The 26707-nt window shown below is 74.6% G+C and carries 24 protein-coding genes; 7 read left to right on the top strand and 17 right to left on the bottom strand.

Annotated elements, in window-relative coordinates; genetic code table 11:
- Window positions 1-519: 519 nt before the first annotated feature.
- Window positions 520-1806: a tyrosine--tRNA ligase gene (gene tyrS, locus ACPXCB_RS23805; RefSeq protein WP_425877737.1), complete on the bottom strand. Its 1287-nt coding sequence runs from the start codon at window positions 1804-1806 to the stop codon at window positions 520-522.
- 105 nt (window positions 1807-1911) lie between these two features.
- Between tyrS and ACPXCB_RS23800 the strand changes: the two genes are divergently transcribed.
- Entirely contained in the window at window positions 1912-2295 is a 384-nt protein-coding gene (locus ACPXCB_RS23800) for a PaaI family thioesterase (protein ID WP_192581459.1), read from the top strand.
- Between the two features lie 97 nt (window positions 2296-2392).
- Here the strand turns inward: ACPXCB_RS23800 and ACPXCB_RS23795 are convergent, their stop codons facing one another.
- From ACPXCB_RS23795 to ACPXCB_RS23785, 3 genes are all read right to left on the bottom strand, one after another.
- Window positions 2393-3712: a hemolysin family protein gene (locus tag ACPXCB_RS23795; RefSeq protein ID WP_425877736.1), complete on the bottom strand. Its 1320-nt coding sequence runs from the start codon at window positions 3710-3712 to the stop codon at window positions 2393-2395.
- Window positions 3713-3843: 131 nt separating this feature from the next.
- Window positions 3844-4488 carry a YgjV family protein gene (locus ACPXCB_RS23790; RefSeq protein ID WP_151455540.1) on the bottom strand — a complete coding sequence of 215 codons (645 nt, stop codon included), beginning with the start codon at window positions 4486-4488 and terminating at the stop codon, window positions 3844-3846.
- A 52-nt stretch (window positions 4489-4540) separates the two neighbouring features.
- A complete protein-coding gene (locus tag ACPXCB_RS23785) occupies window positions 4541-5023 on the bottom strand; it encodes a GNAT family N-acetyltransferase (RefSeq protein WP_425877735.1) in 483 nt (160 codons plus the stop codon).
- A 277-nt stretch (window positions 5024-5300) separates the two neighbouring features.
- Between ACPXCB_RS23785 and ACPXCB_RS23780 the strand changes: the two genes are divergently transcribed.
- From ACPXCB_RS23780 to ACPXCB_RS23770, 3 genes are all read left to right on the top strand, one after another.
- Window positions 5301-8039, top strand: coding sequence for a cation-translocating P-type ATPase (locus ACPXCB_RS23780; protein ID WP_425877734.1), 2739 nt, complete (start codon window positions 5301-5303; stop codon window positions 8037-8039).
- 49 nt (window positions 8040-8088) lie between these two features.
- The gene (locus tag ACPXCB_RS23775) at window positions 8089-8985 is read left to right on the top strand and encodes a universal stress protein (RefSeq protein ID WP_425877733.1); all 897 of its coding nucleotides are present in this window, start codon (window positions 8089-8091) and stop codon (window positions 8983-8985) included.
- Window positions 8986-9112: 127 nt separating this feature from the next.
- Window positions 9113-9976 (top strand): universal stress protein, encoded by an 864-nt coding sequence (locus ACPXCB_RS23770; protein WP_425877732.1) that lies wholly within the window; start codon window positions 9113-9115, stop codon window positions 9974-9976.
- A 48-nt stretch (window positions 9977-10024) separates the two neighbouring features.
- Here the strand turns inward: ACPXCB_RS23770 and ACPXCB_RS23765 are convergent, their stop codons facing one another.
- The gene (locus ACPXCB_RS23765) at window positions 10025-10648 is read right to left on the bottom strand and encodes an FMN reductase (RefSeq protein WP_425877731.1); all 624 of its coding nucleotides are present in this window, start codon (window positions 10646-10648) and stop codon (window positions 10025-10027) included.
- Window positions 10645-11760, bottom strand: a complete 1116-nt coding sequence (locus tag ACPXCB_RS23760) for an LLM class flavin-dependent oxidoreductase (RefSeq protein ID WP_425877730.1) — start codon at window positions 11758-11760, stop codon at window positions 10645-10647. The genes ACPXCB_RS23765 and ACPXCB_RS23760 overlap by 4 nt, the downstream gene beginning before the upstream one ends.
- A 238-nt stretch (window positions 11761-11998) precedes the next feature.
- On the opposite strand from ACPXCB_RS23760, the gene ACPXCB_RS23755 reads away from it, so the two are divergent.
- On the top strand, window positions 11999-12211 hold the full coding sequence (locus ACPXCB_RS23755; RefSeq protein WP_425877729.1) for a type II toxin-antitoxin system HicB family antitoxin: 213 nt from the start codon (window positions 11999-12001) through the stop codon (window positions 12209-12211).
- A 58-nt stretch (window positions 12212-12269) separates the two neighbouring features.
- On the opposite strand, the gene ACPXCB_RS23750 is transcribed toward ACPXCB_RS23755, so the two are convergent.
- Both ACPXCB_RS23750 and ACPXCB_RS23745 read right to left on the bottom strand, forming a co-directional pair.
- Complete coding sequence (locus ACPXCB_RS23750) at window positions 12270-12902, bottom strand: DNA-3-methyladenine glycosylase (RefSeq protein WP_425877746.1); 633 nt, start codon at window positions 12900-12902, stop codon at window positions 12270-12272.
- Between the two features lie 137 nt (window positions 12903-13039).
- On the bottom strand, window positions 13040-14008 hold the full coding sequence (locus ACPXCB_RS23745) for a phosphotransferase enzyme family protein (protein ID WP_425877728.1): 969 nt from the start codon (window positions 14006-14008) through the stop codon (window positions 13040-13042).
- 200 nt (window positions 14009-14208) lie between these two features.
- Between ACPXCB_RS23745 and ACPXCB_RS23740 the strand changes: the two genes are divergently transcribed.
- Both ACPXCB_RS23740 and ACPXCB_RS23735 read left to right on the top strand, forming a co-directional pair.
- Complete coding sequence (locus tag ACPXCB_RS23740; protein ID WP_425877727.1) at window positions 14209-14625, top strand: DNA-binding protein; 417 nt, start codon at window positions 14209-14211, stop codon at window positions 14623-14625.
- Window positions 14626-14675: 50 nt separating this feature from the next.
- A complete protein-coding gene (locus ACPXCB_RS23735) occupies window positions 14676-15032 on the top strand; it encodes an MmcQ/YjbR family DNA-binding protein (RefSeq protein WP_425877726.1) in 357 nt (118 codons plus the stop codon).
- A 40-nt stretch (window positions 15033-15072) separates the two neighbouring features.
- Here ACPXCB_RS23735 and argH read toward each other — a convergent pair whose 3' ends face one another.
- The 9 genes from argH to pheT form a co-directional block, all read right to left on the bottom strand.
- Window positions 15073-16536 (bottom strand): argininosuccinate lyase, encoded by a 1464-nt coding sequence (gene argH / locus ACPXCB_RS23730; protein ID WP_425877745.1) that lies wholly within the window; start codon window positions 16534-16536, stop codon window positions 15073-15075.
- Between the two features lie 14 nt (window positions 16537-16550).
- Window positions 16551-17756, bottom strand: coding sequence for an argininosuccinate synthase (locus ACPXCB_RS23725; RefSeq protein ID WP_425877725.1), 1206 nt, complete (start codon window positions 17754-17756; stop codon window positions 16551-16553).
- Window positions 17753-18268 carry an arginine repressor gene (locus tag ACPXCB_RS23720; protein WP_425877724.1) on the bottom strand — a complete coding sequence of 172 codons (516 nt, stop codon included), beginning with the start codon at window positions 18266-18268 and terminating at the stop codon, window positions 17753-17755. Before ACPXCB_RS23720 ends, ACPXCB_RS23725 begins: the two co-directional genes overlap by 4 nt.
- Window positions 18265-19242, bottom strand: coding sequence for an ornithine carbamoyltransferase (argF, locus tag ACPXCB_RS23715; RefSeq protein WP_425877723.1), 978 nt, complete (start codon window positions 19240-19242; stop codon window positions 18265-18267). Before argF ends, ACPXCB_RS23720 begins: the two co-directional genes overlap by 4 nt.
- Window positions 19239-20723: an acetylornithine transaminase gene (locus tag ACPXCB_RS23710; protein WP_425877722.1), complete on the bottom strand. Its 1485-nt coding sequence runs from the start codon at window positions 20721-20723 to the stop codon at window positions 19239-19241. The genes argF and ACPXCB_RS23710 overlap by 4 nt, the downstream gene beginning before the upstream one ends.
- Window positions 20720-21724: an acetylglutamate kinase gene (gene argB / locus ACPXCB_RS23705; protein ID WP_425877721.1), complete on the bottom strand. Its 1005-nt coding sequence runs from the start codon at window positions 21722-21724 to the stop codon at window positions 20720-20722. The genes ACPXCB_RS23710 and argB overlap by 4 nt, the downstream gene beginning before the upstream one ends.
- The gene (argJ, locus tag ACPXCB_RS23700) at window positions 21721-22893 is read right to left on the bottom strand and encodes a bifunctional glutamate N-acetyltransferase/amino-acid acetyltransferase ArgJ (protein WP_425877720.1); all 1173 of its coding nucleotides are present in this window, start codon (window positions 22891-22893) and stop codon (window positions 21721-21723) included. Before argJ ends, argB begins: the two co-directional genes overlap by 4 nt.
- A gap of 55 nt (window positions 22894-22948) precedes the next feature.
- Window positions 22949-23950 (bottom strand): N-acetyl-gamma-glutamyl-phosphate reductase, encoded by a 1002-nt coding sequence (gene argC, locus ACPXCB_RS23695; RefSeq protein ID WP_425877719.1) that lies wholly within the window; start codon window positions 23948-23950, stop codon window positions 22949-22951.
- 175 nt (window positions 23951-24125) lie between these two features.
- Complete coding sequence (gene pheT, locus ACPXCB_RS23690) at window positions 24126-26672, bottom strand: phenylalanine--tRNA ligase subunit beta (protein WP_425877718.1); 2547 nt, start codon at window positions 26670-26672, stop codon at window positions 24126-24128.
- Window positions 26673-26707 lie beyond the last annotated feature (35 nt).

Here is a 26707-nt window from a genome sequence, read left to right as displayed (position 1 = left end):
AGTTCTCAAAGAACAACCACACACCGCCCAGAAACCCCACACCGTGGAGCACCCGACCCGGGGCATTTCGTTCACCGCACCCGCCGCTTCCCGCGCCGGGCACTTTTACTACGTTACCCGGTGGTTTCCGCCGTGTCAAACCGCTTCGTAGCGATCCGCACCACTTCAACCCATTTCCGGGCATCCCGATGGCGTCGACTCTCGCCGACGGTCTTCGGGAAGTTCGGCAGACCGGCCGCTTCGCGGTTTCCCGCGAGCTCGCCCGGATCCCTGCCGGCCGTGAACCTTACCCGGTCGGCTCCGCCTCGCCAAATCCGCCTCGCGACGGATCCGGGGCACCGCCCGTGTCGATCCTGGTGGGAGAACCCCACCCGGACCGATGGTCCTCACCGCGCTCCGGCCTCGCCAGGGCTTTCACCCTGTTCGTCCGTTCCGCGCTGGCAGAGAGAAAGTTACGCCTCCGGCGGATCGATCGTCAAATCCACCGGAGGCGTCCCACGTCACGTCGGGACCGTACGGCTAACCGCGCAGCTCGACCCCGGCGAACGACCGCTTGCCGCGACGCAGCACCAGGTACCGGCCGTGCAGCAGGTCGCCGGGACCCACGGTGGCGTCGGTCTCGGTGACCCGGGTGTTGTTCACGTAGGCGCCGCCCTCGGCGATCACCCGGCGCGCCTCCTTGAGGCTCGGCACCAGCCCGGAGTCCCGGAGCAGCCCGGCGACGTCGGGCAGCTCGTCGACGTGGACGAGGCCGGCCTCGGTCAGCGCGGCCCGCAGCGTCGCCGGCGCCAACCCGTCCAGCGAGCCACGGCCGAAGAGCGCCTGGCTCGCGGCGACCACCTGCGCCATCTCCCGCTCGCCGTGCACCAGCGTGGTCAGCTCCTCGGCGAGCGCCCGCTGCGCCGCCCGGGCCGCCGGCCGCTCGGCGGTCTCCTTCTCCAGCGCCTCCAGCTCCTCCCGGGAGCGGAAGCTGAAGTAGCGCAGGTAGCGACTCACGTCCCGGTCGTCGACGTTGACCCAGAACTGGTAGAACGCGTACGGGCTGGTCATCTCGGGGTCGAGCCAGATGGCGCCGCCCTCGGTCTTGCCGAACTTCGTGCCGTCGGACTTCGTCACCAGCGGCGTGGTGAACGCCTGCACGGGCCCGGCGCCGCGCCGGCGGACGTAGTCGACGCCGGCGGTGATGTTGCCCCACTGGTCCGAGCCGCCGAACTGGAGCCGGCAGCCGTGCCGGCGGTGCAGCTCGAAGAAGTCGTTCGCCTGGAGCAGCTGGTAGCTGAACTCGGTGAAGCTGATGCCGCTCTCCAGCCGAGCCTTCACCACCTCCCGGGCCAGCATCTTGTTGACCGGGAAGTGCTTGCCGACGTCGCGGAGGAACTCGACCACCGACATCTCGCCGGTCCAGTCCAGGTTGTTGACCAGTTGCGCCGCGTTCTCCCCCTCGTACGAGACGAAGGGGGCGAGCTGGTCGCGGATCCGCGCCACCCAGCCGGCGACCACCTCGGGCGGGTTGAGGCTCCGCTCGGCGCTCTCCTTCGGATCGCCGATCTGCCCGGTGGCGCCGCCGACGAGCAGCAGCGGCCGGTGCCCGGCGAGCTGGAGCCGGCGGGCCGTGGCGACCTGCATGAGGTGGCCGACGTGCAGGCTCGCCGCCGTCGGGTCGAAGCCCACGTAGTAGGTGGTGGCACTGCCGTCGAGCAGCGCACGCAGCTCGTCGAGGCCGGTGGAGTCCTGGATCAGGCCCCGCCACCGCAGGTCATCGGTCAGGGATTCCCGCCCGGGCGGCGGGGGGCTGCTGTCGGTCACGGTGACCGATTCTCCCCCATGACCGGGGACGGAACGTACCGGGTTTGCCGGGTGGCCGGCGGCGTAGGCTGGCGACGTCGTGATCAAGGAGGGAACGCCGTGGAGATGCCGGACCTGACGGGTGGCTTCGTCGCGCTGCTCGGCCTCAAGCTCGACGAGGTCGACGGCGACCGGGTGGTGATCCGTTGGCAGGTCCGCCCCGAGCTGCACCAACCGTTCGGCATCCAGCACGGCGGCGTGTACTGCTCGGTGGTCGAGACGGCCGCCAGCATCGGCGGGTCGCTGTGGCTGGGCGAGCGCGGACGCGTCGTGGGCGTGTCGAACCAGACGGACTTCCTGCGCGCGGTCCGCGACGGCGAGCTGACCGCCGTGGGCACCCCCGTGCACCGGGGGCGCAGCCAGCAGCTCTGGCAGGTGGAGATCACCGACGCCGACGCCCGGCTCGTGGCCCGCGGCCAGGTCCGGCTGCAGAACCTCTACCCGGCCTGACCCGCCGAGCGCCCGGCCCGACCGGCCGAGGCACGGTGACGGCGCTGCCGGCCGAGGCACGGTGACGGCGCTGCCGCACGGCGGCAGCGGGGAGCGTTCAGCCCCGGGCCTCGTCCAGCACGGCCTCGGCCCCGTCGGGCGCCGGCTCGGCCTGCCGGCGCAGCCGGACCCCGACGATGGCGCGGTGGTCGATGCGGGTCACCTCCAGCTCCCAGCCGTCCACGACGACGCTCTCCCCCGCCACGGTGGGGATGTGGCCGAGGCAGGCGAGCAGGAGGCCCGCGATGGTGGTGTAGTCGCCGCCGGGCCGGCTGGGCAGCTCGACGCCCAGATCGACGAGGTCGTGCACGGGGAAGGTGCCGGGGAGCAGCAGGGCGCCGTCGGGCTCGGTGCGCACGGAGCGCACGTCCCGGTCGGTCTCGTCGTAGATCTCCCCGACGATCTCCTCGAGGATGTCCTCCAGGGTGACGATCCCGTCGACCGCGCCCCGCTCGTCCACCACCAGGGCGATGTGCTGGCGTTCGGCCTTGAACTGCCGCAGCGCGTCCACCACCGGCAGAGAGTCCGGCAGCAGCATCGGCGGGCGGGCGCACTCGTCGACCGGCCGGTCCTCGGGGACGCCGACGAGGTCACGCAGGTGGATCACGCCGACCGCGTCGTCGAGGCCACCGTGCCGGACCACCGGCGCCCGGGAGTGGCCGGTGGCGGCCAGCAGCAGCCGCGCGGCCTCCGCCGTGGTGCCGCTGTCGAGCGTGAAGACCTGCAACCGGGGTACGAGGACCGCCCGCAGCTGCCGGTCGGCGATCTCGACGGCGCCAGCGATGATGGTCCGCTGCTCCTTGGTGAAGCCGTGGTTGCCGGCGACGATGTCCCGCAGCTCGTCGGGGCCGATCTCGTCGGGCTCGTGCTTCGGGTTGAGCCCGACCAGGCGTACCACCAGGTCGCTGGTGGCGCCGAGGGCCCAGACGGCCGGCCGGGTCACGGAGGACAGCAGGTCGAGTGGGCGGGCCACCAGCAGGGCCCACCGCTCGGCGGCCTGCATGGCGATCCGCTTCGGGGCCAGCTCGCCGAAGACCAGGGTGACGAAGGTCAGCGCCAGGGTGACCACCACGATCGCGACGGTCTCGGCGGCGCCGCCGAACGCGCTGAGGAGCGGCACGAGGGGCTTGGCCAGCGACACCGCCGCCGCGGCGGAGGCCAGAAAGCCGGCGAGGGTGATCCCGATCTGGATGGTGGCCAGGAAGCGGTTCGGGTCCTTGGCGAGGCGGGCCAGCACCCGCCCGGCCCGGCTGGTGCGTTCCAGCCGCTGGATCTGACTGTCCCGCAGCGAGACCAGGGCCATCTCGCTGCCCGCGAAGACCGCGTTGAGGACGACCAGGACGCCGACCAGGGCCAGTTGGGTCCAGATGCTCTGCACGCCCGGCTCTCCTCACGCGGGACAGGTGCCCGCCGGTACGACGGGCACCGCCGGCCGAAGGCCCCGGCCGGCGTAGGGCACTCTGTGCCCACGGGACCGGCCGGCGAATCCTCGCCCCGGGCGGGATGTGATCAGATCCGCCCGGCGACCGGCGGGGCGGGCAGGTCGAGGGCGTACGAGCGGCCCTCGGGGCGGAAACCCAGCCGGTGGTAGTACGGGGCGACCATGCCGGGCGGGGTGATCACCCGACGGAAGCCGCGGTCGGTGAAGAGGCTGCTGCGCCGGTAGACGAACTCGCCCGGGGTGAAGTCCCGGAACCGCCGGGTCACGTAGTCGAGGTCGACCTGCGCCACGCCGTCGGCCTCGGCGTGCGACAGCACCACGCCGACCACCTCGTCGGCGCGTACGACCAGGAACGCCGAGCGTTCGGCGGCGGTGCCGGGGGGCCAGCGGAAGCCGGGGTTGAACCGGGCGATGTCGGCGGCGTGCACACTCAGCGTGTGGGCCAGGAACTGGTCGTCGACGCCGACCTCGACCACCTGGTAGGTGGCCTCGTCGTGGCGGGTGGCGAGCATGGTCCGCAGGTACCAGACGTTGATCACGGCGAGTACGACGTTCAGCCCGACCATGGGCCAGACCTGCACGGCGGCGTTGTAGCCGATCAGGATCAGGCAGCCGACCAGGTTCAGGGCACGCAGCCGGAGGATGCGCGTCTGCAGCAGCGACCAGACCAGCAGCGCGGAGCCGGTCCAGCCGATCAGTTCCAGCCAGTTCACCCCGCGAGAGTAGTGCTCGCGCGGATGCGGTGACCCGGCGGGCGGCGGCGGGTCAGTCGCCGGCCAGCTCCAGCACCCATTCCTCCACCTCGGTGCCCCGGCCGTTGGCGTACCCCCGGTCCTCGCCGATGACGACGAAGCCGCACTTGCGCAGCACGGCGAGCGAGGCGCGGTTGTCCTTGGCGGCGCGGGCGTGCACCGGCCGTCGGGGCAGCTCGCGCAGCAGCGCGGCGAGCGCCGCGGTGGCGTGGCCCCGGCCCCAGCGTCGCGGGTCGATCCAGTAGCTGACCTCGGTGCGCCCATCGGCCGGGAACGCGACCACGTGGCCGACGACCTCGTCGCCGACGACCACGGTGCGCGGGACGATCCGCTCGTCGGCGCGCACGCGGCGCCAGTGGGCGTCGAAGCGCTCCCGGTCGGCCGGGTCCTCCGGACCGAAGGCGGCCATCCAGTTGGCCTCGGCGTCCTGCTCGTGGGCGAAGAAGTGGGGCAGGTCGTCGTCGCGGACGGGGCGCAGGCGCAGCTCGGCGGTCACGGGCCCGAGGATAGGGCCGACCACCGACAACCGGACCGCTGGCCGCCCGGCTGGCCGGGACGCCCAGTGGTGCTGCCGGATCCGCGTCACACCGGACCTATGGCCGGGACGACCGGTGGCGCTGCCGGATCGGGCGTCGCGCCCGCGCGCCGGCCGTGGGCGGCAGGGTCGTTGGTCCCGGGTCGGGCGGGCGGAACTCCCCTGGCCGGTGCCGTCCGCCGGGACGAGGGTGGGATCGGGACGGTGCGCCGCGACGGCGCCGGCAGGGCGGAGGACGATGTGGGACGGTGCGGAGTACGGCGGCCACGGGGGCGTACCGGTGCCCGCTGACACCTCGACCAGGCCGGCGGCCGGGCTCAGCTCGGCGGAGGCCGCCGTGCGACTGCGTGCGGACGGGCCGAACGCGGCGGTCGCGCCGGCCCGACGCCGTCTGGGCGGGCGCGTCCTGCACCAGCTCACCGACCCGCTGGTGGCGTTGCTGCTGGCCGCCGCCGTGGTCACCACCGTGCTGCGCGACTATCCGGACACCGCGGTGATCGTGCTGGTGGTGCTGGTGAACACCGCCATCGGCGTGGTGCAGGAGGTCCGCGCCGACCGGGCGATCGCCGCGTTGGACCAGCTCGCCGCGCCCACCGCCCGGGTCGTCCGGGACGGCCGGGACGTCGTCCTGCCCGCCGCCGACCTCGTCCGTGGTGACCTGGTGCGGGTCGAGGCCGGCGACGTGGTCCCGGCGGACCTGCTGCTCGCCGAGGCGGCGCGGCTGAGCGTCGACGAGTCGGCGCTGACCGGAGAGTCGGTGCCGGTGACCCGGGCCGTGGGCGAGGATGCCAGCGCCGGGACCGTGGTCACCACCGGGCGGGCCACCGGCACGGTGGTACGCACGGGCGCCGCGAGCGCGCTCGGCCGGATCACCGCCCTGGTGGCGTCCACCCGGCCCGCCGCCACCCCGTTGCAGCGCCGCCTCGCGGGGCTCGGCCGGATGCTCGGCTTCGCCGCGGTGGTGCTCTCGGGACTGGTCTTCGTCATCGGCGTCGTCGGCGGGCGGCCGGTGGTCGACATGGCGGTCACCGCGGTGAGTCTCGTGGTGGCGGCCGTGCCCGAGTCGCTGCCGGCGGTCGTCACCCTCGCCCTCGCCCTCGGCGCCCGCCGGATGGCCGGGGCGCGGGCCATCCCCCGCCAGCTGCACGCGGTCGAGACGCTCGGCTCCGTCACCGTCATCGCCTCGGACAAGACGGGCACGCTCACCGAGGGCCGGATGGCGGTGCAGCACGTCGTCACCGCCGGCGGCTCCCGCTACGGCGTCACCGGCAGCGGTTACGCGCCGCAGGGCGCGGTGCACCAGCGGGGCGCGCCGGTGGCCGTACCGGACGACCTGCGCCGCCTGGCGCGCGCCGGGCTGCTCTGCAACGACGCGACCCTGGCCCCGCCCACCGACGAACGGCCGGAGTGGGCCGCCGTCGGCGACCCGCTGGAGGCGGCCCTGGTCGCCTTCGCCGGCCGGTGCGGCCTCGACCCGGAACTCACCCGGTCGGCGTGGCCACGCGTCGCCGAGCACCCCTTCGACCAGGAGCTGCGCCGGATGACCACCGTGCACCGCTCCTGCGACCGGCGGTACCTGGTGGTGTGCAAGGGCGCGCCGGAGAACGTGCTGGCCGCGCCGCTGGTCGACGCCTCCGCCGAGGAGATCGCCGAGCTGACCGCCGTCGCGCACCGGCTGGCCGCCGAGGGGCTGCGGGTGCTGGCCGTCGCGTCCGCCGTGGTGGACGCCCCGCCGGCCGATCCCGCCCGGCCGGTCGGGCTGCGGCCCGTGGGGCTGGTCGCCGTCGGCGACCCGCTGCGCGCGGGTGCGGCCGACATCGCGGGCAGCTTCGACGACGCCGGGGTCCGGCTGGTGCTGGTCACCGGCGACCACCCGGCCACCGCCGCGGCGATCGGCGGCCAGCTGGGGCTCTGGCGCGAGGGCGACCCGGTGGTACGCGGCGACGACGGCGACCCGGCGCGGGCGCACCCGCAGGCGCGGGTGTTCGCGCGGACCCAGCCGGAGCAGAAGCTCGACATCATCGCCGGCCTCCAGTCGCGGGGGCACGTGGTGGCGATGACCGGCGACGGGGTGAACGACGCCCCCGCGCTGCGTCGCGCCGACATCGGGGTGGCGATGGGCGGCGGTACGGAGGTCGCCCGGCAGGCCGCCGACCTGGTGCTCGTCGACGACGACCTGTCCACGGTGGCCGCCGCGATCGGTGAGGGCCGCCGCATCTACGACAACATCCGCCGCTTCCTGCGCTACGCGCTCTCGGGCGGGGTCGCCGAGATCGCCGTGATGCTGCTCGGCCCGCTGTTCGGGCTGGCCGTACCGCTGCTGCCGGCGCAGATCCTCTGGGTGAACCTGCTCACCCACGGCGTGCCGGGCGTGGCACTGGGCGCGGAGCCGGCGGAGCCCGGCACCCTGCGCCGGGCGCCGCGCTCCCCGTCGGAGTCGGTGCTCGGGGCCGGCCTGGGCCGGGACGTGCTGGTCACCGGCGGGCTGATCGCCGCCGTGGTGCTCGGTGCCGGCGTGCTCGCCGCGCACTGGGACCGGCCCTGGCAGTCGGTGGTCTTCGTGGTGCTCGGCCTGGCCCAGCTCGGGGTGGCGCTCGCGGTCCGCGCGCCGCGACCGCCCGGGGCCCGGCGCGGCAACCTGGCGCTGCCGGTCGCGGTGGCGGTCTCCGCGCTGCTCCAGGTCGCCGGGGTGCTGCTGCCGCCGCTGCGGGAGCTGCTCGGCACGCAGCCGCTCGACGCGGCGGAGCTGCTGGCCTGCGCCGCCGTCAGCGTGCTGCCCGGGCTGGTGCTGCGGCTGGCCCGCCGCCCGGGTGGCTGCGACGGCCCGGCGGACGCTGCCCTGCGGGACGGGAGCACGCGGGGTCCGGACGCGGTGGCCGGTGCCGGCCGGCCCGCGCCGGTGTCGGACGGCCCGGCCGATGACCGCCAGCCTGCGATTCGGGACCAAGGTCCCGCTGGTCGGGACGACCGCCTCTGACGGGTAGCGTGCGGACGAGGCAGGCTGAAGGTGGACGAAGGAGGAGTCGATGACCATCAACACCGGTGCCCCCGTCGTGGTGGGTGTGGACGGCTCGGCCGCCGCGCTCGACGCGGTCCGGGCGGCGGCGCGGGAGGCGGCGCAGCGGCAACGTCCGCTGCGGGTCGTGCACGCCTTCATCTGGCCCCTGACGCGCGCCCCGCTCGGCGCCGCGGAGGGCGCACCGGCCGGCGCCGGCCTGCGCAACCAGGCCGAGCGGTACGTCGCCGAGGCGATCGCCGAAGCCACGAAGGTCGCCCCGGACGTGCCGGTGACGGGTGTGGTGGTCGACGGCGCGGCGACCCCCGTCCTGCTCGCGCAGTCCCAGGACGCCGCCCTGCTGGTGCTTGGCCACCGGGGCCTGGGAGGCTTCGCCGGGCTGCTGCTCGGCTCGTCCACCGTGCAGGTCTCCGCCCACGCGCAGGTGCCCGTCCTCGTGGTGCGTGGCGAGGTGCGCGCCGACGGCCCGGTCGTCGTGGGCGTGGACGGCTCCGAGTGCTCCCTCGAGGCCGTGGAGTTCGCCTTCGAGGAGGCGAGCCGCCGGGGTGCCCCGCTGGTCGCGGTGCAGGCCTGGCTCTTTCCCACGCCGGTCGGCCCGGGTGACGTCCTGCCCCTGGTGTACGACCTGGACGCCTTCGCCGCCGACGAGGAACGTGCCCTCGCGGAGTCCGTCGCCGGCTTCGCCGAGCGCTACCCCGACGTGCCGGTGCAGCATCGGCTGGTCCGGGGCTCCCCGGGCGGCGTACTGGTGGAGGAGTCGAAGAAGGCCCAGCTGGTGGTCGTGGGGGCGCGCGGCCGGGGCGCGCTGGGCGGGCTGCTGCTCGGCTCGGTCAGCCACGCGGTGCTGCACCACGCGCACTGCCCGCTGGTGATCGTGCGGCACCCGAAGCGGGCCGACGCGTCCTGATCCGGTCACCGCACCGCGACGCCGTCGCGTCGGCCGCTCCCCCGGCCGGCGCGACGGCGTCGACGCAAATGCCGGCGGGTCGGCGGTACCCCGTCGACAATGGCCTGATCGATCTCTGGGAGGGCTCATGAACCGACCCGTGGTGGTGGGTGTGGACGGATCACCGGCGAGCCTGCTGGCGGCGGAGCACGCCGCCCGGGCCGCCGTGCTGCGGTCCCGCCCCCTGCACCTGGTGCACGGCTACCTGCATCCGCTCGGTTACGGCGTGCCGGTCAACCCGTACGACCTGGGGTTGCCGGCGCCGACCGAGGAGGCGCAGAAGATGTTGGAGACGACGGCCGCCGACCTCGCCGAGCGCTGTCCGGGGCTGACCGTCGAGGTACGCCAGGTGGCGGGCGGGCCGGGTGCGACGCTGGTCGAGGAGTCCCGGCGGGCCGAGCTGGTGGTGGTGGGCAGCCGAGGGCTGGGCGGCTTCGCCGGGCTGCTGCTCGGCTCGGTCGGCACGCAGGTGGCCGCCCACGCGCACTGCCCGGTGCTGGTGGTGCGCCCCGCCGAGGAGCCGATCCCGGTCGCCGGGCCGGTGCTGGTCGGGGTGGACGGGTCGGAGCCCGCCGAGCTGGCGGTCGGGTACGCGGCCGACGAGGCGGCCCGCCGTGGCGACGGACTGGTGCTGTTGCACGTCCAGCCCCCGGACGGGGACCGCCCGACGGCGCCCGAGCCGACGGAGACGCAGGCCGCCGAGCTGCTGGACACCGCCGCGGCGGCCGTCCGGGGCAGCCACCCGGGGCTGGCCGTGGAGGGGCGGGTGCTCCGGGCGCCGAAGGACGAGCAGGCACTCGTCGAGGCCAGCGGGGACGCGGCGCTGGTGGTGGTCGGCTCCCGGGGCAGGGGCGGCTTCGCCGGGCTGCTGCTCGGCTCGGTCAGCCAGGCCCTCGTGCAGCACGCGCACTGCCCGGTGCTGGTGGCCCGCCCGTACGGTCACGCCCGCTGACGTGCCCCGACCCGCCGGCCCCGGGCGGGGTCGGCGGGTCGGCGGCGATCAGTGGTCCCGACCGCCGAGCAGCTCGTCGAAGCTGGTGGTGAGGGCGAACGGGTCGGCGGGGCCGGTGGACGCCGGCCGCCGGTGGACCTGATCGGCCAGCTCGCCGCCGGCGCGGACGATCCGCGCCCGCAGCGCGCCGTCGGCGGTCCCGGCGGCCCAGTCCTCCGGGGCGGCGAAGACGGCGGTGGGGACCACGACCGACCGCAGGTGGGCGAACATCGGACGCAGGGCGTGCTCCAGCGCCAGCGAGTGCCGGGCCGTTCCGCCGGTGGCGCCGACCAGCACCGGCCGGTCCGCGAGCGCGCCGGATCCGACCAGGTCGAAGAACGACTTGAACAGCCCGTTGTACGAGGCGTGGAAGATCGGCGTGACAGCGATCAGCCCGTCCGCGCCGGTGACCGTGTCGAGCACCTCCCGCAGCGCGGGCGACGGGAAGCCGGTCAGCAGGTGGTTGACGATGTCGTGGGCGTGCTCGCGCAGCTCGACGGGGCGGACGTCGACGTCGTCGCCGCGCCGGGCCAGCTCGTCGCGGGTGGCCGCGGCGAGCTGGTCGGCGAGCAGCCGGGTCGACGAGGGCCGCCCCAGCCCGGCCGACACCACGGCGAGGGTGCGGCGGGTCATCGGCCCGCTCCCGTCCCGGCCCGGTCCGCGGCGTCGCCGCTGGTGGCGGCGTCCCGCAGGGACGCGTGGGTGGGCGCGGCCGGCACGTGCGCCGGGCGCAGCGACTCGAACTCCTTGCGCAGCACGGGGACGACCTCCTCGCCGAGCAGGTCGAGCTGCTTCAGCACGGTCTTCAGGGGCAGGCCGGCGTGGTCCATGAGGAACAGCTGGCGCTGATAGTCGCCGACGTAGTCGCGGAAGCCCAGCGTGCGGTCGATGACCTGCTGCGGGCTGCCGACGGTCAGCGGGGTCTGTGCGGTGAACTCCTCCAGCGACGGGCCGTGCCCGTAGACGGGCGCGTTGTCGAAGTACGGCCGGAACTCCCGCACCGCGTCCTGCGAGTTGCGCCGCATGAACACCTGCCCGCCGAGGCCCACGATGGCCTGGTCGGCGGAGCCGTGGCCGTAGTGGGCGTAGCGCTGCCGGTAGAGCCCGACCATCCGCTGGGTGTGCTCCTTGGGCCAGAAGATGTGGTTGGCGAAGAAGCCGTCGCCGTAGTAGGCGGCCTGCTCGGCGATCTCGGGGCTGCGGATCGAGCCGTGCCAGACGAACGGCGGCACGCCGTCGAGCGGGCGCGGCGTCGACGTGAACGACTGCAACGGCGTGCGGAAGCGGCCCTTCCAGTCGACCACGTCCTCGCGCCAGAGCCGGTGCAGCAGGTCGTAGTTCTCGATGGCGAGGGGGATGCCGTTGCGGATGTCCTGGCCGAACCACGGGTAGACCGGCCCGGTGTTGCCGCGCCCCATCATCAGGTCCACCCGGCCGTCGGCGAGGTGCTGGAGCATCGCGTAGTCCTCGGCGATCTTCACCGGGTCGTTGGTGGTGATCAGCGTGGTGGAGGTGGAGAGCAGCAGGCGCTCGGTGCGGGCCGCGATGAAGCCCAGCATGGTGGTGGGCGACGACGGCACGAACGGCGGGTTGTGGTGCTCGCCGGTGGCGAAGACGTCGAGGCCGACCTCCTCGGCCTTGAGCGCGATGGTGACCATCGCCTTGATCCGCTCATGCTCGGTCGGCTCGCGACCGGTGGTCGGGTCGACCGTGACGTCGCCGACGGTGAAGACTCCGAACTGCATGACCAGCTCCTCGCGTTGTCCCTGGGCCGGGGCCGCCGCGGCTCCCGGACACACGGCACAACATATTTGACGAGTCAACTATTCCGCCGCCGGAGGCACCGCCGATGGCCGCCGTCACCTGTCCGCGCAGGTGCTTCGCTTCGAAAGGCGCCGCGCGTGGCGCCCTGGCACAACGTGTCCCACGAACCGCCTGACGCGTAAAATGACGGAGCCGACTCGCCGGATCAGGAGGACCTTGATGGTTCGGACATTCACCGCGGCGGTTCACCGGGAAGACGACTGGTACGTCGCACGATGCCTTGAGCTGGATGTCGCCAGCCAGGGCGAGACACTCGATGACGCCATGGCCAACCTGAGGGAAGCGGTGGAGGTCTACCTCGAAGAGGCCTCCGAGCCGAGCATCGAGGCGACTCCGCTGGTGACATCCTTCCAGGTGGAAAAGGCCGCATGAGCCCGGCACTCGCCGATCTCTGCGCCACTCTGGGCTACGCCCTCTGACGACAGCCGCGTCACGACCGCCGGCGCGGCACGTGCCGGCGGTAGGCGCTGACCGTCGGGTCGCCGGCGATCCAGAACCGCCACGGCACGTCGTGCGCCCCGGTGACGCCGACGCGGGGCCCTGCGGCGACCGCCTCGTCGGGCACCGGCACGTCGGCCGGGCGCAGCCGGACGGGGCCGTCGCCGAGCAGCCAGCGGCCGTAGGCGCTCTTGTCGATACCCAGGGTCGCGCAGAGCCGGGCGGGCCCGCGCGCGAGATCGACGTCCCGGCGTACGGCGGGGCGCCGGGCGCGGGCCGCCTCGACGCCGTCGACCACCTCGCCCGCGCGCAGCAGCACCGCCGAGGCCTCCCCGTCGGGCCCCGTGACCACGTTCATGCACCAGTGCATGCCGTAGGTGAAGTAGACGTAGGCGTGCCCCGCCGGCCCGAACATGACGGCGTTGCGCGGGGTGCGGCCCCGGTGCGCGTGCGAGGCCGGGTCGCCGGCCGTCCCGGCGTACGCCTCGACCTCGGTGATCCGGACGGTCACGTCGCCAGCGGTCAGCCAGCAGCCGAGCAGGCCCCGGGCGGCCGGTACCACCGGGCCGGCGAGCAGGTCGGCCAGCCCCGCGAGGTCAGCGGGCCGGCGGTCGGAATACGCCACCACGAGCACGACCCTATCCGGCCCCTGGGACGGGGCAACCCGACCCGGACGCGGGCACGGCCGGACTGTTTCACCGATCCCGGCTATGCGGGGGCACGGTGCCGCGGGCGCGGGCCACCCTCCTCGCCGGGGTCGGGTCACTCGGGGACCGGCAGCTCCAGCACGTCGGACTTCCTCGCCAGCAGGGGCGAGTGCTTTCGCAGGTGGCGGAGCCCCCACTCCAGGTCCAGGGGCGGACGGGTGGGGCCGGCGTCGCCGTGGTGGGCCGCCAGCAGGTCCCTGACCCCGATGAACAGCCACGCCCAGAAGACCGGCCGCACCAGTCTCCACTCGTCCTCCGACAGGGGCCGCACCTCGTCGTAGCCGACGAGGACGTCGTCGTGGTATCCGCGCCAGGACAGGGCGAAGTCGGCCACCTGGTAGGTGTGGTGGGTCGCTTCGAAGTCGAGCAGGCCGGTCAACCGCCCGTGGTCGTACAGGAGATTCCAGGGCGTGAAGTCACCGTGGATCACGCTCCGGGGCGCGTCCGGGGCGGGCAGGGCGGCGAACCACTCCACCGCCGCGTCGCGGCAGGCCCGCAGGATCCGACCCTCGTCCGGACGGGCCCGCTCGTGCACCCGGAGCCAGCGGTCCAGCTCCGGGTCGGCCACCAGCTCGCCGGGACCGGTGCACCCGCCCCGCTGGTCGGTGATGCCGGTGGCGGACGCGGCCGCGTGGAGCTCGGCGAGCAGCCGCCCACGGGCCCGCTCCTCGACGGCCACATCGGCACCGACCGGCCGCATGGACCGGCCGGGCAGGCGACGGAACAGCACCCAGGCGCCGTCGGGCCGCACCAGCGGCTCCTCGACCGGTTCCGGCGTCGGCCAGCCCTGTGCGCGCAGCGTCGCCGCGACCCGCAACGGGTAGGGCCAGTCCGGGAAGGACGGGCCGAAGTGCTTGACCACGAACGCCACATCGTCCCGGGTGACCTGCCACGTTCCGGTCACGCGGTCGCCCAGCACCGGCCCCGGGGTCAGTCGCCAGTACGCGCACACCTCGCGGTCGGGACCGTGGCCGGGGCGGGACCGCTCCGCGCCGGTCGGCGCGCTCATCGCCGCGTCGGTCACCTGCTGCACTCCCCCGTTGGACCGTCCGGATGGGTCGCGGCCGGCGGCGGCCGACCGCGTCGCGCCACGGCTCATCGTCCCAGAACCGGACGGGTCGCACCGCCCCGGCGAGCGGCGAACCGGCGCAGATCCGCCCTCCGGCACCGCAATCATATCAACGACTTGTTGACAACCAGGCGTTGATAGACTGTACTCGGGGCATGACCGACTCCTTCACCGGTCCCGACCCGAGCCGGGCCAGGGCCCACCGCACCTACGAGGCGCTGCACCGGATCACCGAGCGGCACGCCGGCACCGAGACGCGGCGCCGCCGGCACACCAACCCCTACGTACCGGACACCTACGAGGCGGTCGCGCTCGTCACCGCCCTCGCCGCCGGCGGGGCCGAGGTCGAGCCCGACGAGGAGCCCGTCGACGCGGCGGACCTCGTCGCGGCGCTCACCCTCGTCCCGCACCTGCGCGCCGAGGTCGACACGATGGAGGCGGGGCTGCTGACGCTGGCCCGCAGCCGCGGACTGACCTGGCAGCAGATCGCGTACGGGCTCGGGCTGGGCAGCGCGCAGGCCGCCAAGCAGCGCTTCGAACGGCTCTCCGCCCGCACCGCCACCACCGAGTGACGCCGCCGATGGACGAGACTGGGCGCGGGATCGGTGTCGAGGAGGACGCGATGACGCGCGAGGAGATGCTGGCGTACTGCCTGGAGAAGCCGGGGGCCTGGCTGGACCGGCCGTGGGAGGGCGACGAGGTGGTGAAGGTCGGCAGCCGGATCTTCGCCTTCCTCGGCTCCGCCGGCGGCGACGAGCCGACCGTCGGGGTGAAGTGCGGCCCGAGCCGGGACGTGGCCGACGAGTGGCTGCACCGGCACCCGGGCGACGCGCGGCCGTCGCCGTACATCGGCCGCGCCGGCTGGAACACGCTGCGCCTGGCCGGCGGGATCGACGAGGAGGAGCTGATCGAGGCGGTCGACGCCTCGTACGACGCGGTGGTGGCGAAGCTGCCGAAGCGGGAGCGCCCGGCGGGCTGAACCCCGCGCGACGCCGGCGGCGCCGCGCGGGGTCGGCGACTCAGCGGGGTACGACCCGCTCGGCGGCCCACTCCCGCCAGGTGGCGAGCTTGTCGGCGGCGGTGGCGAGCTGGTCGGCGACCGGCCCGGGACCGGTCGAGCCGGGCGTGGTCCGGGCGGCGAGCGCCGAGCGGACCGAGAGCACGTCGCGCACCGACGGGTCGAGGTGCTCGCTGACCGCCGCGAGGTCGTCGTCGCTGACCTCGTCGAGGGCGCAGTCCCGGGCCACGCAGAGCGCCACCAGCCTCCCGGTGATCTCGTGCGCGTCGCGGAACGGCACGTTCCGGCGGACCAGCCAGTCGGCCACCTCGGTGGCGAGGGAGAAGCCCACCGGCGCGGCGGCGACGAGCCGGTCGGCGCGTACGGTCATCGTGGAGATCATCCCGGCGAGCGCCGGCAGCAGCAGCTCCAGGGTGTCGACCGCGTCGAAGGCCGGCTCCTTGTCCTCCTGCATGTCCCGGTCGTAGCTCATCGGCAGGCCCTTGAGCATGGTGAGCACGCTCATCAGCCCGCCGACGAGCCGGCCGGACTTGCCCCGGGCCAGCTCGGCGATGTCCGCGTTCTTCTTCTGCGGCATGATCGACGAACCGGTGGCGAACGCGTCGTCCAGCTCCACCCAGCCGAACTCCTGCGACGTCCAGAGCACCACCTCCTCGCCGAGGCGGGACAGGTGCACCCCGATCATCGCGGTGACGAAGAGGAACTCGGCGACGAAGTCCCGGTCGGCGACCGCGTCCATCGAGTTGGCGAAGGACGTGCGGAAGCCCAGCTCCTTGGAGACGGCCACCGGGTCCAGCGGCAGGCCGGAGCCCGCCAGCGCGCCCGCGCCGAGCGGACTGACCGCCGTGCGGTGGTCCCAGTCGCTCAGCCGCTCCAGGTCGCGCAGCAGCGGCTGCACGTGGGCCAGCAGCCAGTGCCCGAACGTGACCGGCTGGGCGTGCTGCAGGTGCGTCATGCCGGGTGCGGCGGTCTCCACGTGCCGCTCGGCCTGCTCGACCAGGGCCTCGGCCAGCTCGACCAGCCGGCCGGCCACGCCCCGGGCGTGGTCGCGCAGGTAGAGCCGTAGGTCGGTGGCGACCTGGTCGTTGCGGGACCGGCCGGCGCGCAGCTTGCCGCCGAGGCTGCCGAGCCGCTCCAGCAGGCCGCGTTCCAGGGCGGTGTGCACGTCCTCGTCGTCGACCGTAGGACGGAACTGCCCGGAGGCGCAGGCGGCCTCCAGGTCGTCCAGGGCGGCGAGGATGCGGCCCAGTTCCTCCGGGTCGAGCAGGCCGGCGCCCGCGAGCACCCGGGCGTGCGCCCGGGACGCCGCGATGTCGTACGGGGCCAGCCGCCAGTCGAACTGCACGCTCACCGACAGGCGGGCCAGGGCCTCGGCGGGGCCGCCGGCGAATCGGCCGCCCCACAGGCTCGTGCGGTTGGTGGCGGCGCTGTTCTCGGTCAGGCTCTTGTCGTCCACGGCGCCCATTCTGGTGGTCATGGTCAGCAACCGCCCAACCGGGCGTCCCGTGCGGCGGCCATCTCGCTGGGCAGGCCCCAGAGCCGCACGAAGCCCTTCGCCAGGGACTGGTCGAAGGTGTCGCCGGTGTCGTAGGTGGCCATGCCGAAGTCGTAGAGGCTGGCCTCGGAGCGGCGCCCGGTGACGGTGGCCCGGCCGCCGTGCAGGGTCAGCCGCACCTCGCCGGTGACGTGCCGCTGCGCGTCGTCGATGAACGCGTCCAGCGCGCGCTTCAGCGGCGAGAACCAGAGACCGTCGTAGACCAGCTCCCCCCAGCGCTGGTCGACGCCGCGCTTGAACCGGGCCAGGTCCCGCTCCACGGTCACCGCCTCCAGCTCCTGGTGGGCGGTGATCAGCGCTATCGCGCCCGGAGCCTCGTACACCTCGCGGCTCTTGATGCCGACGAGGCGGTCCTCGACCATGTCGAGCCGGCCGACGCCCTGGGCGCCCGCGCGCCGGTTGAGCTCCCGGATCGCCTGGTACGGGGTGACGGTCTCGCCATCGATCGCCACCGGGACGCCGGCGTCGAAGGTGATCACGACCTCGTCGGCGTCGCGCTCCTGCGCCGGGTCGCAGGTGTACGAGTAGAGGTCCTCGACGGGTGCGTTCCAGATGTCCTCCAGGAAGCCCGTCTCGACGGCGCGGCCCCACAGGTTCTGGTCGACGGAGTACGGGGACTTCGCCGACACGTCGATTGGCAGCCCCTTCTCCTCGGCGAAGGCGATCGCCTTGTCCCGCGTCCAGGCGAAGTCCCGGGCCGGTGCCACGATCTTGAGGTCGGGCGCGAGCGCGCCGAGGCCGACCTCGAAGCGGACCTGGTCGTTGCCCTTGCCGGTGCAGCCGTGCGACACGATGGTGCCGCCGTGCCTGCGGGCCGCGGCCACCAGGTGCTTGACGATCAGCGGCCGGGACAGCGCGGAGACCAACGGGTAGCGGTCCATGTAGAGCGCGTTCGCGCGGATGGCCGGCAGGCAGTACCCGGCGGCGAACTCGTCGCGCGCGTCGACCACCTCCGACTCCACGGCGCCGCAGTCCAGGGCGCGCTGCCGGATGGCGTCGAGGTCCTCGCCGCCCTGCCCGACGTCCACCGCCACGGCGATCACCTCGGCGCCGGTCTCCTCGGCCAGGTACGGGATGGCGACGGAGGTGTCGAGCCCTCCGGAGTAGGCGAGCACGACCCGCTCGGTCATGGTGTGGTCTTCCCTTCGACGTTCTCTTCGCGGCGGGCCCAGCCGGCGAGCTTGTCGCCGAGCGCGGCCCCGCCGACGGCCTCGCGGGCCACGACGAGGATGGTGTCGTCGCCGGCGATGGTGCCGACGACCTCGGGCAGGCCCGCCCGGTCCAACGCGCTGGCCAGGTAGTGGGCTGCGCCCGGCGGGGTGCGCAGTACGGCGATGTTGCCGCTGGCGTCGACCCCGTTGAGCAGCTCGCGCAGCAGCCGGACCAGCCGGGCCGGTGCCGCCTCGGCGTCGCGCAGCGGCCGGTGGCCGTCCTCGGGAATGAGGTAGACGGCCCGCCCGTCGCCGCCGCGCGCGGTGACCGTGCCCAACTCCTTGAGGTCCCGGGAGAGCGTGGCCTGGGTGACCTGGATGCCGTCGCCGGAGAGCAGGTCGGCCAGCTCGGTCTGCGAGTGGATCGCCTTGTCGCGGATCAGCTCGACGATGCGGGCGTGCCGGGCGGCACGGGTCAGCGGGGCGGTCATGGTGTCTCCCTGGTCGCGGTGACGCCCGGCGCCGCCGCGTCCGGGGCGGCGGGCGCGGCCCCGAGGAGGAACGTCAGCAGCGCCTTCTGGGCGTGCAGTCGATTCTCCGCCTGGTCGAACACGACGCTCTGCGGGCCGTCGAGCACCTCGTCGGTGATCTCCTCGCCCCGGTGCGCGGGCAGGCAGTGCAGCACGACGGCGTCGGACGCGGCGTGCCCGAGCAGCGCGGCGTTGACCTGGTACGGCAGGAACGGGGTGATCCGGTCCAGCCCGTCGTCCTCCTGCCCCATCGAGGTCCAGGTGTCCGTGGCGACCACGTCGGCGCGGGCCACCGCCGCCACCGCATCGGTCAGCGCCTGCACCGAACCCCCGGTGCCGGCGGCGATCTTCGCGGCCCGGGCGACCACCTCCGGGTCGGGGCCGAAGCCCGCCGGCCCGGCGACCCGGACGTGCATGCCGGCGGTCGCCCCGGCGAGCAGGTACGAGTGGGCGAGGTTGTTCGCCGCGTCGCCGACGTACGCCAGCGTCCGCCCGGCGGTGCCGCCACAGTGCTCGCGGACGGTGAGCAGGTCGGCCAGGAGCTGGCAGGGATGGAAGCCGTCGGTGAGCGCGTTGACCACCGGCACGCTGGCGCCGTCGGCCACCTCGGCGATCCGGTCGTCGCCGTGGGTACGCAGCACGATCGCCGCGACGTAGCGGGACAGCACCCGGCCGGCGTCGGCCAGGGTCTCGCCCCGCCCGAAGTGGGTGACCTGGGTGTCCACCACGAGGGGGTGCCCGCCCAGCTCGGCGATGCCGACGTCGAACGAGAACCGGGTCCGCAGGCTCTGCTTGTCGAACAGCACCGCCACCGACCGGGGCCCGGCCAGCGGCCGGTGACCGAACCGGTCGGCCTTCATCCGCGCCGCCAGATCGAGCACGGCCGACTGCTCGGCGGGGCTCAGGTCGTCGTCCCGCAGGAAGTGCCGGATCACGCCCCCGCCTCCGTCGTGCTCGGCATCGCCCCGGCGCCGCCGGTCGACGGCCTGGGCGGGGTGGGCGGGGTGGGCGCGGTGGGCAGCGTCAACGTGGCCGGCGCGGTGGGCGACGCCGACGCCGTGGACGCGGTGGGCGGCGTCGAGATCTTGGTAGGTTCCGGCCCCTGGAGGGGCTCTATCTCACCAAGATCTGGCGCGGAGCCGGCGACGCGGGCGGCGGCGGCGGCCGAGGATGCGCCGGCAGTCGCCGGGACGGAGGCGGCAACGGTCGCGACAGAGCCGGCGACGGCAGCGGCAGAGCCCGCGGCGGCCGGGGACGCCGCGTCGAGGGCGCCCGGGAGGGCGGCCAGGAAGGCGTCGGCCTGGGCGACGGTGAGGATCAGCGGCGGGGCGAGCCGCACCACACCGGGCTGCACCGGGTTGACCAGGAAGCCGGCCTCCCGCAGCGCCTCGGCGAGCACCTTCGCGACGGGCGCGGCGAGCACCACGCCGAGCAGCAGGCCCGCGCCGCGTACGCCGTCGACCAGCGGGTGGCCGAGCGCCTCGATCCCCCGGCGCAGCCGCTCGCCGACCCGCGTGACGTGGTCGAGCAGCCCCTCGCTGGCGATGGTCGACACCACCGCGAGGGCGGCGGCGCAGCTCACCGGGTTGCCGCCGAAGGTGGTGCCGTGCGAGCCGGGGGCCAGCAGCTCGGCGGCGCGGCCGAAGGCCAGGCAGGCGCCGATGGGCAGCCCGCCGCCGAGCCCCTTGGCCAGGGTCACCACGTCGGGCTCGATCCCCTCGGCCTGGTGCGCGAACCAGTGCCCGGTACGCCCGACACCGGTCTGCACCTCGTCGAGCACCAGCAGCGCGCCGTGCCGGGCGGTGATCCGGCGCGCGGCGGCCAGGTAGCCGGCCGGCGGAACCACCACGCCGTTCTCCCCCTGGATCGGCTCCAGGATCACCATCGCGGTGGCGTCGGTGACCGCCGCCTCCAGGGCCGCCACGTCGCCGTAGTCGACGTGGGTCACCTCGCCGGGCAGCGGGCGGAACGGGTCGGCCTTGGCCGGCTGGCCGGTGAGGGCGAGCGCGCCCATCGTCCGGCCGTGGAAGCCGCCCCGGGTGGCGACCACGTGCGAGCGGCCCGTCAGCCGGGAGAGCTTGAACGCCGCCTCGTTGGCCTCCGCGCCCGAGTTGGCGAAGAAGACCCGTCCCGGCCGCCCGGCCAGGGCCAGCAGCAGCTCGGCGAGGGCCACCGGCGGTTCGGCGACGTAGAGGTTCGAGACGTGCCCCAGGGTGGCGACCTGCTTCGACACGGCGGCCACCACGGCCGGGTGGGCGTGACCGAGGGCGTTGACCGCGATGCCGCCGACGAGGTCGACGTACTCCCGACCGGCGTCGTCGACCACGACGGCGCCGGAGCCGGCAACGAGGGCAAGCGGCGGCGTGCCGTAGTTGTCCATCATGGACTGCGCCCAGCGCTCGACGAGCGTGCTCATCCGGCGATCGTGCCTTCCTGGTTGGCAGCGGCGGGGCTGACAGGCCCGCCCCGCGCGCTGACGGTGTCCTCTTCGGTCGCGACGGCGGGGCTCACTCGCTCCGCTCCCGCACTCCTCGCGCTCACGACCATGGTTCCGAATCCTTCCGAGGTGAAGACCTCCAGCAGCGTGGAGTGGGCGACCCGGCCGTCCACGACGTGCGCGGCCGGCACGCCCTGCCGCACCGCCCGCAGGCACGCCTCCATCTTCGGGACCATGCCGCTGGACAGCGACGGCAGCAGCGCCGCCAGTTCGTCGACGGTGATCTCGCTGATCAGGCTGTCGGTGTCGGGCCAGTCGGCGTACAGGCCCGGCACGTCGGTGAGGACGACCAGCTTGCGGGCGTCGAGAGCGACGGCGAGCGCGGCGGCGGCGGTGTCGGCGTTCAGGTTGTGCAGCACCCCGTCGGCGTCGGGCGCCACGGTGGAGATCACCGGGATGCGGCCGGCCCCGATCAGGTCGGTGACCGCCGAGACGTCGACCGACTCGACGTCGCCGACCTGCCCGACGTCGACCGGTTCCCCGTCCACGTACGCGGGCCGCCGCACGGCGGTGAACAGCCCGGCGTCCTCGCCGGAGAGGCCCACCGCGAACGGGCCGTGGGCGTTGATCAGGCCGACGAGTTCCCGGCCGACCTGGCCGACCAGGACCATCCGGACCACGTCCATCGCCTCCGGGGTGGTGACCCGCAGACCGCCCCGGAACTCGCTGGCGATGCCCAGCCGGCCGAGCATGGCGGAGATCTGCGGACCGCCACCGTGCACCACGACGGGCCGGAGGCCGGCGTAGCGCAGGAAGACCATGTCGGCGGCGAAGGCCCGCTGGAGCTCGGGATCGACCATGGCGTTGCCGCCGTACTTGACCACGACGGTCGAGCCGGAGAAGCGGGCCAGCCAGGGCAGCGCCTCGATCAGCGTGGCCGCCTTGACCTGGGCGCGGGCGAGGTCGGTGGAGAGGCTCATGTCGAGTAGGCCGAGTTCTCGTGCACGTACGCGTGGGACAGGTCGTTGGTCCAGATCGTGGCCTCGGCGGCGCCGGCGTGCAGGTCGATCCGGATGGTGACGTCCCGGCCGGTCAGGTCGACCTTCGACCGGTCCTCGGCGGCGGCGCCGGAGCGGCACACCCAGACGCCGTTGACGGCGACGTCGACGCCGTCGGGCTCGAACGCGGCGGCGGTGGTGCCGACGGCGGCGAGGATCCGGCCCCAGTTCGGGTCGTTGCCGAACAGCGCGGTCTTGACCAGGTTGTTGCGGGCCACCGAGCGCCCCACCTCGACGGCGTCGTCCTCGCTGGCCGCGCCGACCACGTCGATGGCGATCTGCTTGGTGGCGCCCTCGGCGTCGGCAATGAGCTGCTGGGCCAGGTCGTGGGCGGCGGCGGTGACCGCCGCCGCCAGCTCGGCCGGGGTCGGCGCGATGCCGCTCGCGCCGCTGGCCAGCAGCAGCACCGTGTCGTTGGTCGACATGCAGCCGTCGGAGTCGATCCGGTCGAAGGTGACCCGGCACGCCTCCCGCAGAGCGGAGTCGAGGGCATCGGGCCCGGCCACCGCGTCCGTGGTCAGCACGCAGAGCATGGTGGCCATCGCCGGGGCGAGCATGCCGGCGCCCTTGGCCATGCCGCCGACCGTCCAGCCGCTGCCCCGGGCCACCGCGGTCTTGGGCCGGGTGTCCGTGGTCATGATGGCCTCGGCGGCCGCGGGGCCGCCGTCGCGCGCCAGCCGGCGGATCGCCGAACGTACGCCGGGAAGCAGCTTCTGCATCGGCAGCCGCTCGCCGATCAGGCCGGTCGAGCAGACCGCCACGTCGGCGGCGCCCAGCATCAGCCGGGGGCTGGACGCGGTGAGCGCGGCGGCGGTGTGCTCGGCCGTGGCGTGGGTGTCCTGGAAGCCGGCCGGGCCCGTGCAGGCGTTGGCGCCGCCGGAGTTGAGCACCACGGCGCGCGCGACGCCGCCGCGCACCACCTGCTGCGTCCAGAGCACCGGCGCGGCCTTGACCCGGTTGGCGGTGAACACGCCGGCGACACCGGCGTCCGGGCCGTCGTTGACGACCAGCGCGACGTCGCTCGCGCCGCTGGTCTTGAGTCCGGCGGCCACCCCGGCCGCCCGGAAGCCCCGCGGAGTGGTGACACTCACTGCACTGCTCCTTCGTTCGCGACTGCGGGGCTCCGCTGCGCTGCACTCCTCGCACTCACGGCGCGATCCCCCAAGTGGAGAGGCCCGTCGTCTCCGGCAGGCCGCACATCAGGTTGGCGTTCTGCACGGCCTGGCCGGCGGCGCCCTTGCCGAGGTTGTCGAGCGCGCTCAGCACGATCATCCGGCGGGAGTCGACGTCGACCGTGGCCTGCAGGTGGCAGGAGTTGGAGCCGAGGGTGGCGGCGGTGTGCGGCCAGGCCCCCTCCGGCAGGACGTGCACGAAGGGCGCGTCGGCGTACGCCTCGGCGAGCACCGCCCGCGGGTCGACGCCCCGGGCCGGCACCGCCGTCACGGTGGCGAGGATGCCCCGGGGCATCGGCGCGAGCACCGGGGTCAACGACAGGCCGGTCGCGCCGGTGGCCTGCTTGATCTCCGGGACGTGCTGGTGGGTGCCCACGCGGTAGGGCGACAGGTCGCCCATCACCTCGCTGCCGAGCAGGTGCGGCTTGGCCGCCCTGCCGGCGCCGGAGGTGCCGGAGGCGGCGACGACCACCACGTCGGCCGGGGAGGCGGCGCCGGCGGCGACCAGCGGGGCGAGGGCCAGGATGATCGCGGCGGCGTAGCAGCCGGTGTTGGCGACCCGGGTGGCGCCGGCGATCAGCTCCCGCTGGCCGGGCAGCTCGGGCAGGCCGTAGGTCCACGGCCCGGCGTGCGTGCCGCCGTAGTAGTTGGCCCAGGCGTAGGGATCGGCGAGGCGGTGGTCGGCACCCAGGTCGACGACGCGCACCTCGGGCGGCAGCTGGGCCGCCAGGGCCGCCGACTGGCCGTGCGGCAGGGCCAGGAAGACCAGGTCCGCGTCGGCCAGCGTCGCCGCGTCCGTCTCGCCGAGGACCAGGTCCAGGCCGGCGAGCTGCGGGTGTACGACGTCGAGCCGGTGCCCGGCCTGGCTGTGTGCGGTGGCGGCGACCAGATCGAACTCCGGATGCCCGGCGACCAGGCGGATCAGCTCGCCGCCGGCGTAGCCGCTCGCCCCGGCGACCGCGACTCGGATACCCATCCCCACCTCCGCATGACTATGCAGAGGAGGCTAGCAAGCGACGACACCTGTCTGCAAGTTCATGCAGTCGACTGCATGGGAATGAGGCAGGCCCCGATCACGCGCCCACCCACCTGTGGAGCCGGGGAACGACGAGGGCTCCTCCCGCGCCGGCGGAAGGAGCCCTCGTCGTCACTCAGGCGCCGCGCAGGGTGGCGCCGAAACGTTCCGCGGCGCGGGCGACCGCCGCGTCCCGGGCGGCCACCGCCTCCTCCACGGTCAGCGTCCGGTCCGGGGCCCGGAAGGTGAGCTTGTACGCCAGCGACCTGCGCCCCTCGCCGAGCTGCTCCGAGGCGTACACGTCGAACAGGCGCACCTGCTCCAGCAGCCCGCCGGCGCCCTCGACGAGGGCCTGCTGCACCTGCGCCGCGGGCACCGAGGCGTCCACCACCAGCGCCACGTCGATCAGCGCCGGGGGGAAGCCCGAGACGACCGGCCCGGACGCCACCGGGGCGGCCGGCAGCGCGTCCAGGTCCAGTTCCATGGCGCTGGTGCGCCGGGGCAGCTCCAGCGCCGCCACCACCGCCGGGTGCAGCTCGCCGGCGTGCCCGACCACCGTGCCGTCGACCAGCAGCTCGGCGCAGCGGCCGGGGTGCCAGGGGGCGTACTCGGCGGCCCGGACCTCGATCCGGTGCGCGGGGACGTCGGCGGCGGCCAGCACGTCCCGGCCGGCCTCCACGGCGTCCGCCCAGCCGGCCGGGCGGCCCGCGCCCCACCAGCCGGCCGGCTCGACGTCGCCGGTCAGCACGACGGCGACGTGCCGGGGCTGGTCGGGCACCACCGCGTCGGCGGCGGCGAACTCCTCGTCGGTGGGTCGCCGGTCCACGCCCATCGCCGGCGGGCGGCCGGCCTCGGGACGCGGGTGGAACACCGCGCCGATCTCGTAGAGGGCGAGGTCGCGCTGGCCCCGGCCGAGGTTGCGCTTCGCGATCCCGAGCAGCGGGCCGAGCAGCATGGTGCGCAGCAGCGGCTCCTCCTCCGACAGCGGGTTGGCCAGTCGCACCGCGCGCCGGCGCGGGTCGTCGGCCGGCAGGCCGAGCTGGTCGGCCAGCCCGGGGGCCACGAACGGGTGCGCGAGCACCTCCACGTACCCCCTCTCGGCGAGCGACCGGGCCACGGCCCGGCGGCGGCGCTGCTGCCAGGTCAGGCCGCGGCCGGGCGGCGCGGTCGGCAGCACGGACGGCACCTGGTCGTACCCGTCGAGGCGGACCACCTCCTCGACCAGGTCGGCCGGGTCGGTCAGGTCGGGTCGCCAGGTCGGCGGGGTGACGCTGAGCGCGCCCCCGGTGCCGGCGGCCACGCCGACCTCGCCCGGGTCCTCGGCCAGCCGGTCGGCGCCCCGGGCCACCGTGCAGCCGACCTGCTCCAGCAGGGCGGCCACCCGCGCGGGCGGGTAGCTCACGCCGATCCGCCGGCTCGGCAGGTCGGCCGGCAGGACGACCGGGGTACGCGGCCGGACGTGGTCGATGTCGAGGATCTCGTCACCGGCCGCGCCGCCCGCGTGCTCGGTGAGCAGCCGGACCGCCCGCGCGATGGCGACCAGCGGCAGGGCCGGGTCGACGCCCCGCTCCCACCGCTTGGCCGCCTCGCTGAACAGCTTGTGCCGGCGGGCGGTGCGCCCGACCATCACCGGGTCCCAGTGGGCGGCCTCGAAGAGCACGTTCGTCGTCCCGGCGACGACCTCGCTGGTCTCGCCACCCATCACGGCGGCCAGCGAGATCGGGCCAGAGTCGTCGCAGATCACCATGTCCTCGGGCGCGAGGGCGCGGGTGACCCCGTCCAGGGTGGTGAGCTTCTCCCCCGCCTCGGCGCGGCGGACCACCAGCGGCCCGGCGATCCGGTCGGCGTCGAAGGCGTGCATCGGCTGGCCCAGTTCGAGCATCACGTAGTTGGTGATGTCGACCGGCAGCGAGATGCTGCGGATGCCGGCGACGGTGAGCCGCCGCTGCATCCAGCCGGGGGTCGGCGCCGTCGGGTCGACGCCGCGCACGAGGCGGGCGGCGAACCGGTCGCAGCCGACCGTGTCGCGCACCTCGACCGGGTACGCCGGCTCGGCGGTGCCGCCGGGCGCGGGCGTCAGGCCCGGGTCGCGGAACGGCACGCCGAGAGCGTGCGACAGCTCCCGGGCCAGGCCGCGGACGCTCATCGCGTACCCCCGGTCGGGGGTGATCTCCAGGTCGACCACGACGTCGTCGAGGCCGACCACGGGCCGCGCGTCGTCGCCCGGCTTGGCCGGGGTGTCCTGAGGCAGCACGACGATGCCGTCGTGGTCGTCGCCCAGGCCCAGCTCCCGCGCGGAGCAGATCATGCCGTGGGAGTTGCGCCCGTACGTCTTGCGCGCGCCGATGGCGAAGCCGCCGGGCAGCACGCCGCCGGGCAGGATCACCACGACCCGGTCGCCGGGGGCGAAGTTGCGCGCCCCGCAGACGATCTCCTGCGGCTCGCCGGTGCCGTTGGCGTCGCCGACGTCGACCCGGCAGAACCGGATCGGCTTCTTGAAACCGGTCAGCTCCTCGATCTCCCGGACCTCACCCACCACCAGCGCACCGGTGACGGTCTCCCGCAGGTCCACCACGGACTCGACCTCGATGCCGAGGCCGACCAGGGCCTGCTCCAGGTCGCCGGCGGGCAGGTCGGCCGGGAGGTCGACGTACTCCCGCAGCCAACTGACAGAAACTCGCATGACTCAGACCACCGTCTCCATGACTCGTACCCGCA

The organism is Micromonospora sp. DT62 (assembly GCF_049847285.1).
GTDB lineage: Bacteria > Actinomycetota > Actinomycetes > Mycobacteriales > Micromonosporaceae > Micromonospora > Micromonospora reichwaldensis.
The sequence above is the reverse complement of the archived record's forward strand: the minus strand, read 5'-3'. Positions and strand labels throughout refer to the sequence as shown.